The 15,924-nt window shown below is 63.4% G+C and carries 16 protein-coding genes; 6 read left to right on the plus strand and 10 right to left on the minus strand.

All coding sequences use genetic code 11. The annotated features are described in order from the left end of the window. Window positions 1–17 precede the first annotated feature (17 nt). Both NKH91_RS19395 and NKH91_RS19400 read right to left on the minus strand, forming a co-directional pair. On the minus strand, window positions 18–836 hold the full coding sequence (locus tag NKH91_RS19395) for a hypothetical protein (RefSeq protein WP_352845190.1): 819 nt from the start codon (window positions 834–836) through the stop codon (window positions 18–20). Window positions 837–904: 68 nt separating this feature from the next. Continuing rightward, on the minus strand, window positions 905–1,798 hold the full coding sequence (locus tag NKH91_RS19400) for a DMT family transporter (protein ID WP_352845192.1): 894 nt from the start codon (window positions 1,796–1,798) through the stop codon (window positions 905–907). 111 nt (window positions 1,799–1,909) lie between these two features. Here NKH91_RS19400 and NKH91_RS19405 point away from each other — a divergent pair, with 111 nt between their 5' ends. Then, window positions 1,910–2,815: a LysR family transcriptional regulator gene (locus NKH91_RS19405; protein ID WP_352481286.1), complete on the plus strand. Its 906-nt coding sequence runs from the start codon at window positions 1,910–1,912 to the stop codon at window positions 2,813–2,815. 234 nt (window positions 2,816–3,049) lie between these two features. Further along, window positions 3,050–3,283 carry a DUF2093 domain-containing protein gene (locus NKH91_RS19410; RefSeq protein WP_031193470.1) on the plus strand — a complete coding sequence of 78 codons (234 nt, stop codon included), beginning with the start codon at window positions 3,050–3,052 and terminating at the stop codon, window positions 3,281–3,283. A 254-nt stretch (window positions 3,284–3,537) separates the two neighbouring features. On the opposite strand, the gene lpxK is transcribed toward NKH91_RS19410, so the two are convergent. From lpxK to epmA, 7 genes are all read right to left on the minus strand, one after another. Continuing rightward, window positions 3,538–4,566: a tetraacyldisaccharide 4'-kinase gene (gene lpxK / locus NKH91_RS19415; RefSeq protein WP_352845193.1), complete on the minus strand. Its 1,029-nt coding sequence runs from the start codon at window positions 4,564–4,566 to the stop codon at window positions 3,538–3,540. A 1-nt stretch (window position 4,567) separates the two neighbouring features. Continuing rightward, a complete protein-coding gene (waaA, locus tag NKH91_RS19420) occupies window positions 4,568–5,884 on the minus strand; it encodes a lipid IV(A) 3-deoxy-D-manno-octulosonic acid transferase (RefSeq protein WP_023717167.1) in 1,317 nt (438 codons plus the stop codon). After that, a complete protein-coding gene (locus NKH91_RS19425) occupies window positions 5,881–6,660 on the minus strand; it encodes a lysophospholipid acyltransferase family protein (RefSeq protein ID WP_023717166.1) in 780 nt (259 codons plus the stop codon). The genes waaA and NKH91_RS19425 overlap by 4 nt, the downstream gene beginning before the upstream one ends. 5 nt (window positions 6,661–6,665) lie before the next feature. Next, a complete protein-coding gene (locus NKH91_RS19430) occupies window positions 6,666–6,911 on the minus strand; it encodes a DUF4170 domain-containing protein (RefSeq protein WP_023717165.1) in 246 nt (81 codons plus the stop codon). A gap of 74 nt (window positions 6,912–6,985) precedes the next feature. Further along, entirely contained in the window at window positions 6,986–7,792 is an 807-nt protein-coding gene (locus NKH91_RS19435; protein WP_352845194.1) for a 3'(2'),5'-bisphosphate nucleotidase CysQ, read from the minus strand. Further along, window positions 7,779–9,122 (minus strand): TldD/PmbA family protein, encoded by a 1,344-nt coding sequence (locus NKH91_RS19440; protein WP_023717163.1) that lies wholly within the window; start codon window positions 9,120–9,122, stop codon window positions 7,779–7,781. Before NKH91_RS19440 ends, NKH91_RS19435 begins: the two co-directional genes overlap by 14 nt. A 139-nt stretch (window positions 9,123–9,261) precedes the next feature. Further along, a complete protein-coding gene (gene epmA, locus NKH91_RS19445) occupies window positions 9,262–10,308 on the minus strand; it encodes an EF-P lysine aminoacylase EpmA (RefSeq protein WP_352845195.1) in 1,047 nt (348 codons plus the stop codon). A 114-nt stretch (window positions 10,309–10,422) separates the two neighbouring features. Between epmA and efp the strand changes: the two genes are divergently transcribed. Beyond that, window positions 10,423–10,989 carry an elongation factor P gene (gene efp, locus NKH91_RS19450; protein WP_023717161.1) on the plus strand — a complete coding sequence of 189 codons (567 nt, stop codon included), beginning with the start codon at window positions 10,423–10,425 and terminating at the stop codon, window positions 10,987–10,989. A 133-nt stretch (window positions 10,990–11,122) separates the two neighbouring features. Here the strand turns inward: efp and NKH91_RS19455 are convergent, their stop codons facing one another. Beyond that, complete coding sequence (locus tag NKH91_RS19455; RefSeq protein ID WP_352845197.1) at window positions 11,123–12,130, minus strand: AraC family transcriptional regulator; 1,008 nt, start codon at window positions 12,128–12,130, stop codon at window positions 11,123–11,125. A 226-nt stretch (window positions 12,131–12,356) separates the two neighbouring features. Here NKH91_RS19455 and NKH91_RS19460 point away from each other — a divergent pair, with 226 nt between their 5' ends. The 3 genes from NKH91_RS19460 (at window position 12,357) to NKH91_RS19470 (ending at window position 15,921) form a co-directional block, all read left to right on the plus strand. After that, window positions 12,357–13,739 (plus strand): FAD-binding oxidoreductase, encoded by a 1,383-nt coding sequence (locus tag NKH91_RS19460; RefSeq protein WP_352845198.1) that lies wholly within the window; start codon window positions 12,357–12,359, stop codon window positions 13,737–13,739. Between the two features lie 444 nt (window positions 13,740–14,183). Further along, window positions 14,184–15,254, plus strand: coding sequence for a glycosyltransferase family 2 protein (locus NKH91_RS19465; protein WP_352849480.1), 1,071 nt, complete (start codon window positions 14,184–14,186; stop codon window positions 15,252–15,254). Next, window positions 15,229–15,921 (plus strand): class I SAM-dependent methyltransferase, encoded by a 693-nt coding sequence (locus NKH91_RS19470; RefSeq protein WP_352849477.1) that lies wholly within the window; start codon window positions 15,229–15,231, stop codon window positions 15,919–15,921. The genes NKH91_RS19465 and NKH91_RS19470 overlap by 26 nt, the downstream gene beginning before the upstream one ends. Window positions 15,922–15,924: the final 3 nt, after the last annotated feature.

The following is a 15,924-nucleotide window of genomic DNA, read 5'->3' on the forward strand; positions in this document are numbered from 1 at the left end:
CCAAGCGAGGCACCCGCTCAGTTCACCAATTGATGATACTTCCTAGTTTTAAGAGAGAAAACATAGTCCATTGTATAGCCAGCGCCGCCGCCACGAAAGTTTACTGAAATGATCTCGGCGATTTTTTCCGTCTGTTTTTGAACATTCCTGTAGATTGGCGTCATCAGCATTCCCGCGTCGCAATTGTCGTCATCGAACTCGATCTCTTGATAGACTTTCTTGCTTCGCTTGCCGATGACTTGCAATTTTCGCATGCAAATTCCGGCTTCGGTTTTCGCGTAGATGCCTGAAAACCTGTCGGTGTCGGTCTGCGCCCAGAACGGGATCTCAACGGTTCCGTCAATCTTCCCGTCGCCGGTATCGTCCAGGCTAGCAACTTTCTTGAGCGTGACGGGATGTTTGTCCGCACCCTTGCTCCAGGTTCCTGTTGCGCCGCTTTCACCAATGTCGAGAGAAAATGGGCATCCACTGGTGTCGACGGGCGTTTTCGAACCCATGACCAGCACCCGGTCGAATTCCTTGTCGTCCGCAATCTCGCAAAGGGATACGCTGGTGCCGTTGATCTTGCCGTACACTTCTATCGGGCTTTGCTTCGCGTCGTAGAAATAGCTCCCCTCGACCGTAATCCCGCTGCCGAAACTGTCATTCCTCTGCAGCGACAGATGGACTGGGTTAGGCCCAATGAAACCTTCGTAGTTTTCGATCTGATACCAACCCGCGACGGCATTTTGGCTGAACAGCAACAAGAAAAAAATTGCGGAGATAAACTGCATTCCCATGTCGACCCCTCGCCACGCTTCGCAAACGCAATCAACATAGACGCCGGCCTGGCTCATGTCTGCATCGCAATGGTCGTCAGTAACGGCTCATGGTTTGAGTCGGGAAAAAGCTTCAATTATCTGAATCACCTCCTCAAATTCACCACGATGACGCCGCCCAGCGCCAGCGCCCCGCCGAGGATGCCGAGCAGCGTCGGCACCTCGCCCAGCCAGAAGAAGCCGATTAGCGTCGCCACCGGGGACACCAGATAGAGGAAGTTCGATGCGCGCGCCGCCGGCAGCCGGGAAAGTGCTGTTGCCCAGGCAGCGTAGGCGATGAGACTGGGCACGATGCCGAGAAAGATGACGGCGCCGAGCCCGGCGGTGTTGGCGGCAGCCGCTTGCGCCAGGCCGCTCGGCAGGAACGGCGACAGGCAGAGCGCGCCGAGCACCATGTTCGAGGCCGAGATGGTCAGCGGGTGGTGGCGACCAAACAGCGGCTTCTGGACGATGGTGTTGACGGCCGAGCACAGCGCCGAGCCGAGGACAAGCAGCGCACCATTGTTGAAATGCAAGCCTTGCCCCTCGCCCATGGCGATGATGCCGATACCGGCGAAGGACAGGAATGTGCCGGCCCAGGCCAGGCCTGAGAAGCGTTCGCCGAGCAGCGCCATGGCCATGATCGCAGTGAAGATCGGGCTGATATTGATGATGAAGCCGGCCGCACCTGCCGAAACGGTCAGCTCGCCGAAATTGAGCATCACAGTGTAGAGCGCGACGAAGACGGCACCACCGAAGACAAAGCGCCAGAGTTCGTCGAGCCTGGGCAGAGCCGGCCGCTTGACCGCGAGAAAGATCGCCGCCGGAACCGCGGCGATGGCAAAGCGCAACGCGCCAAGTTCCAGCGGCCCGAAGGCGGCAAGGCCGGCGCGGATCGCCGGAAAGGCCGAAGCCCAGCCGACCACCGTCAGCGCCACCGCGATGGCAGCTGTGGCATCCATACGCTGTGTCGTATTCAACGTGCCGGTATAGACGCTCATCTCGGTGTCCTCGCGATCCAATGCCATGAAGTAGAGAAACGCTATTGCGCGTCGATTGACAAACGAACAAATCGAGTATCACCTGTGACTATGGATCACAGCTCAGACTCGATGCTGCCGCTTGAAACCCTGCGCGCCTTCGATGCCGCGGCGCGGGCAGGCAGCTTTTCGGCGGCGGCCGAGAAGCTCAACATCACCCATGGCGCCGTCAGCAGGCAGATCGCCAAGCTCGAGAACTGGCTCGGGCTGAAAGTCTTCGATCGCGGCGCGCGCGGCGTCTCGCTGACCGTCGAGGGCAATCGCCTGCATCTGCGCACCACCGAAGCCTTCGCCCTGATCGCCAGCAATTCGGATCGCTGGGTCGAGCCGCGCGGCACGGCGGTGGTGCGGCTGACCTCGATCCCCTCGGTCAGCGGGCTGTGGTTGATGCCGCGCATGGCGGCGCTGGAGAACCACCCGTCCAAGCTGCGCATCGTGCTCGACGTCGACATCCGCCAGGGCGATCTTGCCGACGAGGGCATCGACCTGTCGATCCGCTGCGGGCGCGGCCGCATTCCGGGCCGGATCTCGGTGCAGCTTTTCGAAGAATATGTGTTCCCGGTCGCCTCGCCGGAATTGGCCAGGGAGATCGGCCGCGGCGATCCGGCCCGGCTGCTCGAATTTCCGGTGATCAACGATTCCGACGCTTCGGCGTGGCGCGCCTGGTTTGCGGCGCAGGAGATGGACTATCGGCCGCGGCCGCACGACCGCCGTTTCGAGGATTACAACCTCGTGCTCGACGCCGCCGCGCACGGGCTCGGCATTGCGCTGGCGCGTCCGCCATTGACGGTGGACCAATTGAAATCGGGCCGCATCGTCGCCGTAGACGAGCGCCGTGCCCTCAGCCCGATATCCTACTGGCTCGACCGGCCGCTGGGGCGGCCGCGCGCCGCGGCAGCCGAACTTGCTCGTCGCATCGCAGTCCAGGCCGGGCTGCCAGCGGAGAGGATCGAAGAGTTTATCATCGCCGAAGAATGAGATGCCTGAAGCGCGTCGCGTTCGACCGGCCTCATGCGACGCGCTTCAGGTTCTTGTGTTTATGCATGTCGTTATCGCAAAACCGCTGCACACTTTTGCGCGACATGCATTGGCATCCGCTTTGCCGGCTTGTTCGAGCAAGTGTCACCAGAAACAGAGGCAGGCAACGCCAACCAAGCTTGACCTCGCCGCAATTTGTGGCGATGACATCGTCATGAATTTCGGCTCCACCCCATGATGAACCGTTTCGAAGGCCCCGGCGGCAAGGAAGCCCGCATCCGCTATCTCGACGGCGACTTCCAGGTGACTAGCCCCGGCGCCTTCGTTCGCTGTGCGGTGACCGGCGAGAGCATCCCGCTCGACGAGCTCAAATATTGGAGTGTCGCCAGGCAGGAACCCTATCTGAATGCCGCTGCATCATTGCGCCGCGAGATCGAAGCGCATCCGGAACTGCGCCGCCGACGGTAGTCTGACGCAAATGCAAGTCGCCCCGTTGCGATCCTTCGCGCGCCGTCTCCTGCCGCGACGTCAAGCCAGCGACACCGAAACCTTAGAAGTTATCTTGAAATAAAAAACCCGCCTCGGGGCTCGAGGGCGGGTCGTCGGCGAATCATCACCATATACAAATTAGTAGCATAGCTGCCGGCACAAAGCAAGAACAAAATACACTCGACCGGCGGAAAAATTCCGGTCCCCGCATTGCCTCGGTCTCAAGCTGCCGGTCAGCCTTTAAGCCTGCGCTGCCGCCAGGCATCCAGCGTTTCGTCGATGATGCGTTGCGGCACATGGTCGAGCTCGAAGACGGTGTCGATCTCCAGCACATCGAGCCGGTCGAGGAATTCCGGCGGCGCTGCGCCGTGACGCAGGCGGGCAGCATCCTTGGCAGTGGTAATCAGGCCAAGCCCGGCTTTACGTGCCGTCGCCGCCAATTCGGCAAGCTCGTCCGCGCTGTAGAAATGATGGTCAGGAAACGGTCGGGTCAGCGCAAGCTCGCCGCCGGCCTCGGCTACGGTGTCGAAAAACTTGTCGGGATGGCCGATGCCGGCGAACGCCAGGAACCGCCTGCCGGCCAGCGTCACCGTGCTGCTCGGGGCGGTGTGCGCCTCGAAGATCGGCCTGCCGGCGCGCGCTGCCTGGCGCACGACCGTATCGGCCGCGGTGCCCTCGCCCATCTTCAGCAAGCCGCTGGTGAAGACCAGCTGGTCGACGATGTTCGCCCGCAGCGGTCCGCCGGGGATGACGCGGCCATTGCCGATGCCATGGCGCGCGTCGACGACGACCAGCGCATAATCGATGTGGATGCGCGCGCTCTGAAAACCGTCATCCATGATCAGGAAATCGCAGCCGAGCTTCTCCAGCAGAAGCCTGGCGCCGGCGGCCCGGTTCGGCGTCACCGCGACCGGCGCATGTTCGGCCAGAAGCAGCGGCTCGTCGCCGACATGCTTGGCGGCGTCATGGTGCGGATCGACGATATGCGGCCGCGCGAAGGAGCCGCCATGGCCGCGCGACAGGAAACCCGGATTGAGCTGCATGCGCCGGGCCTGCTCGGCCAATGCGATCGCCACCGGCGTCTTGCCGGTGCCGCCGACCGTGAAGTTGCCGATGCAGAGCACCGGCGCCTCGACTTTTTCGCGCGGCGCGTGCCGCATGCGGCGACCGGCGATAAGCGCATAGATGGCGGAAAGCGGCGACAGCGCCACGACCCGCCAGTCCGGCTCTTCCCACCAGAAGGGCGGCGCTTCCGAGGTCACGTCAACGCCCGTTCGCGCCCTTCAGGCGCGACTTGACGACCAGCGGCTGGATATAGGGCTCGAGCGACCTGAGCGTATGTGCCAGCGCACCGCGCATCTCGTCGACCGTCGCCGCACCCGCCGCCATCATTTCGTGACGAGCCACCTCGTTGGTCAAAAGGAAATTGACGGCGCCGGCCAGCATATCGCGGTCGCGCACCAGCTTGGCGCCGCCACTGTCGAGCAGGCGCTGATAGGCCTCGCGAAAATTCTGGACGTTGCGGCCGGCAAGCACCGCTGTCTCCAGCATGGCCGGTTCCAGCGGGTTTTGGCCGCCCTCGGAAGTCAGCGAACGGCCGACAAAGGCAATTTCCGTCAGCCTCAGATAAAGCCCCATCTCGCCGATCGTGTCGCCGAGCAGAATATCGGTATCGGCGGTGATCCTGTCGCCCTTGCTGCGCTGCGCCAGCTTCAGGCCCATGCCGGAAATCTGGGCGGCCAGCTGCCCGGCGCGTTCGGGATGGCGCGGCACGATGATCGTCAAAAGCCCGTGGTGCCGCTTGTGCAGCATGGCGTGAACTTCGGCCGCGACCGCCTCTTCGCCGTCATGGGTCGAAATCGCCGCCCAGGTCGGGCGAGCGCCGATCTGGCGTTTCAGCGCCGCCAATGCCCGTTCGTCGGCCGGCGGCGGCGCGGTGTCGACCTTGAGATTGCCGGACACGGTGACCGGCCGGGCGCCGAGCGAAAGGAAGCGCTCGCCATCGAGATCCGACTGGGCGACGACATGGGCGAGATTTTCGAACAATGCTTCGGCGATGTTGGCGCGCTTCTTCCAGGATTTGAAGGAGCGGTCGGACAGCCTGCCATTGACCAGAACCTGCGGCACGCGGCGGGCGCCGAGTTCCAGGATGGTCATCGGCCAGATCTCCGATTCGGCGATGATCGCCAGGTCCGGTTGCCAATGATCGAGGAAGCGGCTGACCGCCGGCTTGAGGTCGAGCGGCACATATTGGTGGATGATGCGGCCGCCCAGCCGTTCTTCGGCGACCTGCGCCGAGGTGACGGTGCCCGTCGTCAGCACGATGTTTACGCCGTAGTCGAGAATGCTCTCGACCAGCGGCACGACGGCGATGGTCTCGCCGACGCTGGCTGCATGGATCCAGATCACCGGGCCTTCGGGGCGCTCACGTCCGGCGACGCCGTAGCGCTCGCGCCGGCGAATGCGATCCTCCTTGCCTCTGGATGTGCGCCAGGCGACATAAGGTCCGACCAGCGGGTAGGCGGCGGCCCCGGCGAAGCGGTATGCCGTCAGGAAGGCGCGCGCCCAGCGCATACTCATTTCGAACCGTCCACAAGGCGATAGGCCTCGGCGGTCGCGGCATTGAGCGAGGCCGTGACCTCCTGGCGCTTGCGTTCCATTTCCGCGGCGTCTGCGTTGGCCGGCACGAAGACAGGCGTGCCGACGACAATCGAGGAGCGGCCGAAGGGCAAGTTGATCGTCGTCTTGTCCCAGCTGCCCTCGATCACCTTGCGGCGGCTGGTGGCAATCGCGGCAGGCAGGATCGGCCGGCCGGACAGCCGCGCCAGGAGGACGACGCCGAGCCCCGCATCGCGCGGCGTGCCGTGGGGAATATCAGCAATCATGGCGACATTCTTGCCGGTGGCGAGCGACTTTTTGAGGGCGATGAGCGCCTTGGCGCCGCCCTTGTCGAGATGCCTTGCGCTTTCGCGCCCGCCAGAGCCGCGCACCGCCTCGATGCCGAATTTCTCGACCATCAGCGCGTTGAGCTCGGCATCGGCGCTGCGCGACACCATGGCAACCAGTGGCCGTCCCTTGGGATAATAGGCCGGCGTCAGCAGATGCTGGCCGTGCCAGAGCGCGATGATGCCAGGCTCGAGCTGCGCATAGGCGCCGCCGGAAAACTTCGCCGATCCGTCGACCATGCGGTTGGTCAGGCGGACAAGGCGGACGAAATACGCAAACAGCGCGGCAAGCGCATTCTTGACGAATCGCGACTGCGCCAGCGGTTCGCGGATCTTGCGCCAGAACGTCTTCGGCTTGCGACGTCTGACCGCCGACCGCGGGGCTGATCGCTTGACCGCTTCATGGTTCATCGATGTCAACCGGCAGCCTTGTTTTCGGGGTCGAGCAGGCGGTGCAGGTGAACGACGAAATAACGCATATGGGCATTGTCGACGCTGGCTTGCGCCTTGGCCTTCCAGACGGCGTGCGCCGATTGATAGTCGGGATAGATGCCGACTACGTCGAGCGCGTCGAGGTCGCGGAATTCGGTGCCGCCCAGCTTCTTGAGTTCGCCGCCGAACACCAGGTGCAAAAGCTGTTTCTTTCCGTCTTCAGCGGCCATGTCGATCCTTCACATATCGTGAGTTTGGGACAGGTCTAGACCAAAGCCGCCGACTTTGGAACTATTGATGATGGTCAATTGTCCAGCCCGGCGATGACGCCGGCGAGCACAGCGAGGAGTTCGCCGCTGCCGGCGGCAAGCGCGCCGTGGCGGATCACTTCGCCGGCATAGAGCGGCGCGCGGCCGTGCCGATCGAGCACGGCGCCGCCTGCCTCGCGCAGGATGAGGTCGGCCGCGGCGATGTCCCAGTCATGCGCGTTGGCCTTGACGAAGGTGGCATCGAGCTGGCCGCCGGCGATCATCGCCAACCTGTAGGCGAGCGAAGGAATATAGGGCACGCACTTCAGCCGTTTGTGCCATTTCGCCGGCATCAGGTCGATCATCGCCTTCGGTCCGGCGATTTCGGCCGTTTCCGACGGCGGACGCACGCCGATGCGCTTGCCATTCAGGAATGCGCCCTCGCCCGGCAGCGCCCAATAGATTTCGCCCTTCGCCGGGCAGTCGAGCACGCCGGCAAGCGTGCGGCCGTTCTCGACCACCGCGACGCTGACGCACCATGTGGGCAGGCCTTCGAGGAAGCCGCGCGTGCCGTCGATCGGATCGACGACGAAGGTGCGGCGCGCGACAAGCCTTACCGGGTCGTCGACGGTTTCCTCCGACAACCAGCCATAGTCCGGCCGGGCCGCCAGCAAGGTCTCGCGCAGATATTTGTCGGCGGCGTGATCAGCTTCGCTGACCGGCGAGGTGCCGCCCTTCATCCACACTTGCGGATTGTTGTTGAAGTACTGCATGGCGATGAGCCCCGCCTCGCGGGCAGCGTCGCGCAGCAGCTGCAGGTCTTCAGTAGCGCCGGCCGAGACGGCCGGATCAAGCTCCGGCAAGGGTCATCCCTTCGATCAAAAGCGTGGGCGCGGCAGTGCCGAAATTGCGGTCGAGATCGCTCGCCGGAACCATGTTGAGGAACATCGTCTTCAAATTGGAGGCGATGGTCACCTCGGCAACGGGATAGGCCAGCTCGCCATTCTCGATCCAGAAGCCGGAAGCGCCGCGGCTATATTCGCCCGTCACCATGTCGACCCCCTGGCCGAACACTTCGGTGACGTAGAAGCCGGTCTCGAGCGACTTGATCAGCTCTTCCGGCGTGTTTTCCCCGGGCTCGATGGCGAGATTGGTCGACGATGGCGAGACCGACGAGCCGCTGCGCGAGCCGCGCCCATTGGTGACGAGGCCGAGTTCCCGCGCCGCCGAGGTCGACAGGAACCAGTGGTTGAGCACGCCCTTGTCAACCATGAACAATTTCTCGCCCTCGACGCCTTCGCCGTCGAAGGGGCGCGAGGCCTGGCCGCGGCGCCGGAGCGGCTCGTCGGTGACGGTGATTGCGGCCGAAGCCACCTTCTTGCCCATCATGTCGCGCAGAAAGCTGGTCTTGCGCGCCACCGCGGCGCCATTGATGGCACCGGCGAGATGGCCGGCAATGCCGCGCGCGACGCGCGGATCGAACACCACGTCGACCGGCCCGGTCGCCGCCTTGCGCGCGCCAATGCGGCGTACGGCGCGCTCACCGGCCTTGCGGCCGATGTCTTCCGGCGCGTCGAGATCGGAAAAATGCTGGCGCGAGGAGAATTCGTAATCGCGCTCCATGCCGGTGCCCTCGCCGGCGATCACGCTGGTCGAGCGCGAAAAGCGCGACGCGACATAATGGCCGACAAACCCATGCGAAGTGGCGAGCACAAGGCCGCCGAGCCCGGCGCTGGCGCCGCTGCCGGCCGAATTGGTGACGCCCTTGACGGCAAGCGCCGCCGCCTCGGCGGCAAGGGCTGCTTCCTTCAACTGGTCCGCCGATACCTCGGTGGCGTCGAACAGATCGAGATCGCGCGGCTTTTTGACCAGCAAGGCCGGATCGGCGAGACCCTGATAGGGATCTTCGGGCGACACTTTGGCCATGGCGACGGCGCGCTCAGCCAGCATATTGGGGTCGGATGCCGCCGTTGCCGAAACGCTCGCCACGCGTCTGCCGACGAAGACGCGCAACGAGACGTCCTCGCTCTCGGACGCCTCTGTGCCTTCGACCTTGCCAAGCCGCACCGACACACCGGTTGAGCGGCCGCGTACTGCAACCGCATCGGCGGCATCGGCCCCGGCCCGTTTGGCAGCCTCGACCAGGGCCGCGACGCGATCGGTCAGTTTCGCTGCGTCGAGCGTATCGGTCATGCGCATAATCCTGTTATTTCCGGCCGGCTGAAGGGCAGCCGCTGCTGCACCATCTATTGTCCCGGTGCGGCTTCTGCAATGGGAGAAGGCGCAAAGCGGTGTCAGGCGGGTGAGCGGCAACGGCGAGATCGACAATCCCTCAGGAAGCGGCCACCGGCGTCCAGATCACGTCGTCGATCCTGAGCGCGCCGGTGGCGAGCATCACCAGCCGGTCGAAGCCGAGCGCCGCGCCGCTCGCTTGCGGCATGATCGCGAGCGCGGCGAGGAAATCCTCGTCGATCGGGTAGCGTTCGCCATAGACACGCTGCTTTTCGTCCATTTCGGCGGCAAAGCGCTGGCGCTGCTCGGCCGGATCGGTCAACTCGCCAAAGGCGTTGGCGAGCTCGACGCCGCAGCAATATAGCTCGAAACGCTCGGCGGTGCGTGGATCGTCGGCGCTCGGCCTGGCCAATGCCGCCTCCGAGATCGGATATCCGAAAAGAATGGTGGCGCGCCCCTGCCCCAGCACCGGCTCGATTTTTTCGACCATCACCCGGCTGAACAGGTCGGCCCAATTGTCGTCGGGCGCGGTCCGCAATCCGGCGTGGACCAGGGCGGCATGCAACCCCGCTCGGTCGGTGCTGCCATCGGCTGCCACAGTCGCCAGCAGATCGATGCCGGCATGGCGCATGAAGGCTTCGGCGACGCTCAACCGTTCCGGCTCGGCGAACGGGTCGGCCTCGCGGCCGCGGAAGCTAAAACGCTTTGCGCCCGCCCGTTCGGCCGCCAGCGCGACGAGCTCGGCGCAATCGCGCATCAGGCTCTCATAGGCCTCGCCGACGCGGTACCATTCGAGCATGGTGAACTCCGGATGGTGCAAGGGGCCGCGCTCACGGTTGCGCCACACAGCAGCGAGGCTGAAGATGCGCTCCTCGCCGGCGGCAAGCAGCTTCTTGCAGGCGAATTCCGGCGAAGTGTGGAGGTAGAGCGGCTGGCGCTGCCCGTCCGGCCCGATCGCCTCGGTGGCAAAGGCCGACAGATGCGCTTCATTGCCGGGCGAGATCTGCAGGGCCGATGTCTCCACCTCCACGAAGTCACGGCGGGCGAACCAGTCGCGCATGCCGGCGGCAATGGCGTTGCGCAGGATCAGCCGCGGCCGACGGTCGGCATGGACATGCGGCGTCCACCATGGCGAAGCGGCGGTCATCGGCTTCAGGCGAATTGCACAGAGGGCTGGCGATTGCGGCCAAGATGCGCTAGGCCGCACCCAACGGCCTCTCCAGCCGATTTGCGCCAACAAATTTTATCAGGATGGAAACCCGTGAAGGTCATCGCCAGCTCCTTACGCAAAGGCAACGTCGTCGAAAAGGACGGCAAGCTTTATGTGATCCTCTTTGCCGAAAACATTCATCCTGGCAAGGGTACGCCGGTCACCCAGCTCGACATGCGGCGTATCTCCGACGGGGTTAAAGTTTCCGAGCGTTACCGCACCACCGAGCAGGTCGAGCGCGCCTATGTCGAGGAGCGCGAGCACACTTTCCTCTACCAGGACGGCGAAGGCTTTCATTTCATGAACCCGGAGAGCTACGACCAGGTGGCGGTGCCGGAGAGCGTGGTCGGCGACATGGCGCCTTATCTGGTGGAAGGCATGCCGGTGCAGATCTCGCAATACAACAGCATCGCCATCTCGCTGGTACTGCCGCAGCGCGCCACTTTCGAGGTGGTCGAGACCGAGCCGGTGACCAAGGGCCAGACGGCGTCCTCGTCCTACAAGCCGGCAACGCTGTCCAACGGCGTGCGTACCCTGGTGCCACCACACATCAGCGCCGGCACCCGCGTGGTGGTGATGACGGCGGATGGCGCGTATGTCGAGCGCGCGAAGGATTGAGGCGCGAAGCCTGAAACGCCTCGCGCTAGCGCGCCGAGGCGGCCGGTCATCGTCGACCGCTTTGTGCCAGGGGGCTTTCGAGCATTGGGACGCGGCACGCAGACCGCAGCGTCAACGCCCGGCCAGTTCTTTCCTATTGCACGACGCCAGCGGGCAATCTTTGAGCCTCGAGCAACGCCGACCGTCCCTTTCGCCAGGTGCCAGGTGGAATGCCGACGAACTTTTTGAAGGCGCGATTGAAGGCGGCTTCCGACTCGTAGCCGACCTCGGCACCCGCTTGCGCAATGCTCATTTCGGGCCGTTCGAGCAAACGTCCCGCCAGTTGCAGACGCCAGCGAGCAAGATAGTGCATCGGCGAGACCTCGACATAGTGGGTAAAGCGGCTCGCAAACGCCGTGCGCGAGAGCCCTACTTCGCGGGCGAGCCGGTCCAATGTCCATTCCTCCCTGGGGCGAGCGTGGATGAGCCGGAGCGCCTCGCCGACATGTGGATCCCGTAGGCCTGACAGCCAGCCGCGCGAATCGCCGGGGAGGGTCTCGAGATGGCGGCGGATGATCTCGACAAACATCAGCTCGCTCAGCTTGGCGAGGATCGTTTCACCGCCCGCCCGCCCACTGCCACCTTCGGCCAGCGCCAGCCGAAACAGGTCGATAACCCAGCTGCTTCCATCGGCGGGCTTGCGGGCACACAGGATGGCCGGCAATGCAGCGAGGAGAGGATTGAAGGGACGTGCATCGCAGCCAAGATACCCGCAAATGAACCGGGTCCGCTCGTCTCCCCCGCGACCATGGATCACCGCGAACGGCAGGCTCTCGTCAATCGGCCGATAATACATCGCCATATTGGGTTCGCCCCGCGCTCCGGGCGAAGAGCTCAAGACGTTCGGAACACCACCGGGGAAGACAACGACATCACCGGCGTTCACGAGCACCGGGGGCACCGAATCGTCTGCCAGCGCGGCCCAGCACGAGCCCGACATCACGGCATGAAAAGAAATGATGTGCTCTGCCTCCGGCATGATGGCGGCGGCAATGTCGGCCGTGCCCGGCGACTCGCCGACCCAGGGAGAGCTGGCGTCGACGTCGAAATAGATCGCACCGGTGAGGCGGACGGCTCGGAGCACATCGGAAAGGACATCCATGCACTACACCTCCGGAAACGATCGGCTACTCCCTTTGACAACGAGTTTTTCGGCCAGACATCTCGAACTATCCGGCAATACAGCCGCCCGAGCAACTACCCATCCGGTCTAATCCTACTCTGAACGATCGGGCAACAGAAATGGACGATGTGACATTTGCGGGAACAGCGGACGGGATTAGCGTTTCATCGACCGGCCGACAGGTCCAATAACAGGGAGGAATGTCATGCACGATGAAGACATCACCAAATTCGCAGCAAGCCTGCGGGGCGAAGTCATCCGGACCGGCGACGCCCGCTATGATGAGGCCCGCAAGCTCTACAACGGCATGATCGACAAGCGGCCGCTGATCATCGCCCGCTGTGTGGACGTGGCCGACGTGATCACAGCGGTGAATTTCGGCCGCGACAACAATTTGCTGGTTGCGGTACGTGGCGGCGGCCATAACGGACCAGGATTGGGGAGTTGCGACGACGGTCTGGTGATCGACCTGTCGGCGATGAACGGCGTGCGTGTCGATCCGGATGCCCGTACGGCGCGGGTGGGTCCGGGCTGCACTCAGGGCGACCTCGACCACGCAACCCATGCCTTTGGCCTGGCCGTACCGGCGGGCATCATCTCGACCACCGGGGTCGCCGGACTGACGCTGAGCGGCGGCCATGGCTATCTGACGCGCAAATATGGCCTGACCATCGACAATCTGGTCGAGGCCGATGTCGTGCTTGCCGACGGAAGCTTCGTCACCGCCAGCAAGGAGCGGAACCCTAGCCTGTTCTGGGCGCTTCGCGGCGGCGGCGGCAATTTCGGCGTCGTCACCAGCTTTGTGTTCAAGCTCCACCAGGTCAGCATGGTCTTTGCGGGGCCGATCGCATGGGATCAGCGCCAGGCCCGCACCATCATGCAGCATTATCGCGAGTTCCTGCCGCGCGCGCCCGAGGAACTCGGGATCTTCCTCGGGCTCAAGACGATCCTGTCGAGCGCACCGTTCCCGGAAGAGTTTTGGGGAAAGCGGATGTGTCTGCTGATGTGTTGCTACAACGGCCCGGAGGAAAAGGGCAGAGAGGCGCTGGCTCCGCTACTCGGTGCGCTCCCCGCGCCCTGGTTCAATTGGATGGGAATGATGCCCTATCCCGCGGTGCAGAGCATGTTCGATGGGCTCTATCCGAAGGGGATGCAGTGGTATTGGCGGGGCGATTTCGTCAAGACTCTGTCCGACGAGGCGATCGACGCTCATCTCGAGCAGGCGGCGAAGACGCCGAGCGAGCTATCGCTCATGCATCTCTATCCGATCGACGGCGCCGTCCATCGCGTCGGCAAAGACGAGACACCCTGGAATTACCGTGATGCGACCTGGTCGATGGTCATCGCCGGGATCGATCCGGACCCACAGAAAGCGGGGCCGGTGACGCGCTGGACCAAGGCCTACTGGGAGGCCGTGCATCCGTTCGATCTGGGTGGCGCCTATCTGAACTTCATGATGGATGACGAGGGCGAGGGAAGGCTCAAGGCGGCTTATGGCGATAACTACGAGCGCCTGGCCTCGCTGAAGAAGAAATACGACCCGAACAACCTCTTCCGGGTGAACCAAAACATCCGGCCGGCTGCTTGACGGCCGCCCTCGTCAGGCCAGCAAGTGTTGTATCGTACCGGCCGGGGCAGCAAAGGCCCGGGCGGTACGATAGGTTGCCGGTCAGGACGCTCGGCGGCCTACAAGCGCGATACTCGGCCGGGCTCGGCGACCATGTTCCATGAGCCATGTCTGACACGCGTCGAAGCGGTCGGCCCGCACGCTCAGGTCACCCGTAGCGCTGCTTCAACAGGCAAGTCCGGGAGCAGGCAATGCGGTCAACGGGTTATGCCTCAGCGACTGCTTCTCGCCAGGCCGATCGCGCCGGCAGCCTACCGACAATTTCACGCTTCGATGCGGACGTCCGACGTCACCACGACACCCTTCAGTCCTCCTCGAGGACCGGTATCCCCTTAAGAACTAGATAAATTAGCAGTTTCTTAATTGCCTTTGGAACTTTGTAGCTTGCGTTCCATTTTCAACCGCATGCGAGAGTCTGTGGTCCAAGGCCCGGGAATAACGGTGAACAGGTCACCGCCGCGCTACTCGCTGGTCCTGCCCGTATACAATGAAGAACAGGTGCTGCCTCGGCTGATCGAGCGGATCAGTTCGCTTATCGGCCGGCTGGACGGCGAAACGGAGGCCATCTTCGTCGATGACGGAAGCCGCGATGGAAGCGTCGAATACCTTCAAAAAGTGGTCGCCGCCGAGCCGCGCTTTCGGCTGATCGAATTGTCCCGCAATTTCGGCCACCAGGTGGCGATTACCGCCGGCATGGACGCCGCTGCGGGCGATGCCGTCATCGTCATGGATGCGGACCTGCAGGATCCGCCGGAAGTCGTTCTCGATCTGGTGGCTAAGTGGAAGGAAGGTTTCGAGATCGTCTACGCCCGCCGGGTCAAGCGCGAGGGCGAATCCTGGTTCAAGCGCTTTACGGCAAGTCTTTTCTATCGCCTGCTGGAGAAAATGACGTCGGTCGATATTCCGCGCGACGTCGGCGACTTCCGCCTAGTCGGCCGCAAGGCGCTGGAAACCTTCAAGCGTATGCCCGAACATGACCGCTTCGTCAGGGGCATGTTCGGCTGGATGGGGTTCAAGCAGACGGCCGTGCCATTTGAGCGCCACGCACGAACCCTGGGCCAGACCAAATACCCGTTCTGGAAGATGATGCACCTTGCGGTTCACGGCATCGTCAGTTTCTCCGAGAAGCCGTTGCGCCTGGCGCTCTGGGGCGGGTTGGTCATTTCCGCGCTTGCGGGGGTCTTTGGCGCCTACGCCGTCTTTGCCTGGTTTTTTGAAACCGGGATCATTGCCGGGTGGACATCCACGGTGGTCATCGTGTCGCTCCTGTGCGGGATCAACCTTTTCATGACCGGCGTGGTCGGACTCTACGTCGGCAGCATCCACGCCGAGGTGAAACGCCGCCCGCTTTATGTCATCGATCGGCTCACCGGCTTCGACGAGTCGATGCGTGCCGCCTCCGGTGAGCGCCGCCGATCGTTTCACAAACCCAGGAGTGGAGTCCCCGCCAATGGCCGAACTCTTCGACAGCTATAAATCCATCTATGGCGAGGCGGTCGAAGGGTCCATCCGGTTTTCCGGACTCAGCCACGACTTCTTCCTTGTCGCCAAGGCGGATCTGCTGCGGCGTCTGGTCTTCGAGCGAAAGCTTCGGCAGGGTGGGTCGGCTGTAAGGGCGCTGGATGTCGGCTGCGGCGTCGGTTCGCTCCACCCCTACCTCGACGGTGCTTTCGACAGCGTCGATGGTTGCGATGTCTCGCAAGAATCGATTTTGCACGCCAGCCAACACAATCCGCGCGTGGCCTACAGGACCTGCAGCACTCAGGGGCTGCCTTACGAGGACGGCACGTTCGATCTGGCTTTCGCCAGTTGCGTCGTCCATCACGTTCCGCCCTCCTCCTGGCTCGATTTCTTCCTGGAAATGCGGCGCGTCGTACGGCCGGGCGGCGTCGCCTGCATTATCGAGCACAATCCCTACAATCCACTGACGCGCCTTGCTGTGTTCCGGTGTCCGTTCGATCACGACGCGGTTCTGCTCAACGCCGCCAAAGCGAGGTCCGTTTTTCAGGAAACAGGCTTCCGGGACATCCGCTCCGAGCATTTCCTGCTGCTGCCATCGGCAAGGCCCTTGGCCAGAAGGGTCGAGCGGGTATTCGCGCCTTTGCCGCTTGGAGCGCAGTATGCGTGTAGTGCGCGTGTCTGAGCG

This window comes from Mesorhizobium sp. M0894 (assembly GCF_040319725.1).
Lineage (GTDB): Bacteria > Pseudomonadota > Alphaproteobacteria > Rhizobiales > Rhizobiaceae > Mesorhizobium.

What these genes read in the sequence shown, in the direction of transcription:
- NKH91_RS19395 (WP_352845190.1), bottom strand. Translation starts at nt 836, where the DNA reads ATGAGCCAGGCCGGCGTCTATGTTGATTGCGTTTGCGAAGCGTGGCGA.
- NKH91_RS19400 (WP_352845192.1), bottom strand. Translation starts at nt 1,798, where the DNA reads ATGAGCGTCTATACCGGCACGTTGAATACGACACAGCGTATGGATGCC.
- NKH91_RS19405 (WP_352481286.1), top strand. Translation starts at nt 1,910, where the DNA reads ATGCTGCCGCTTGAAACCCTGCGCGCCTTCGATGCCGCGGCGCGGGCA.
- NKH91_RS19410 (WP_031193470.1), top strand. Translation starts at nt 3,050, where the DNA reads ATGATGAACCGTTTCGAAGGCCCCGGCGGCAAGGAAGCCCGCATCCGC.
- waaA (WP_023717167.1), bottom strand. Translation starts at nt 5,884, where the DNA reads ATGAGTATGCGCTGGGCGCGCGCCTTCCTGACGGCATACCGCTTCGCC.
- NKH91_RS19425 (WP_023717166.1), bottom strand. Translation starts at nt 6,660, where the DNA reads ATGAACCATGAAGCGGTCAAGCGATCAGCCCCGCGGTCGGCGGTCAGA.
- NKH91_RS19430 (WP_023717165.1), bottom strand. Translation starts at nt 6,911, where the DNA reads ATGGCCGCTGAAGACGGAAAGAAACAGCTTTTGCACCTGGTGTTCGGC.
- NKH91_RS19440 (WP_023717163.1), bottom strand. Translation starts at nt 9,122, where the DNA reads ATGACCGATACGCTCGACGCAGCGAAACTGACCGATCGCGTCGCGGCC.
- epmA (WP_352845195.1), bottom strand. Translation starts at nt 10,308, where the DNA reads ATGACCGCCGCTTCGCCATGGTGGACGCCGCATGTCCATGCCGACCGT.
- NKH91_RS19455 (WP_352845197.1), bottom strand. Translation starts at nt 12,130, where the DNA reads ATGGATGTCCTTTCCGATGTGCTCCGAGCCGTCCGCCTCACCGGTGCG.
- NKH91_RS19460 (WP_352845198.1), top strand. Translation starts at nt 12,357, where the DNA reads ATGCACGATGAAGACATCACCAAATTCGCAGCAAGCCTGCGGGGCGAA.
- NKH91_RS19465 (WP_352849480.1), top strand. Translation starts at nt 14,184, where the DNA reads ATGCGAGAGTCTGTGGTCCAAGGCCCGGGAATAACGGTGAACAGGTCA.
- NKH91_RS19470 (WP_352849477.1), top strand. Translation starts at nt 15,229, where the DNA reads ATGGCCGAACTCTTCGACAGCTATAAATCCATCTATGGCGAGGCGGTC.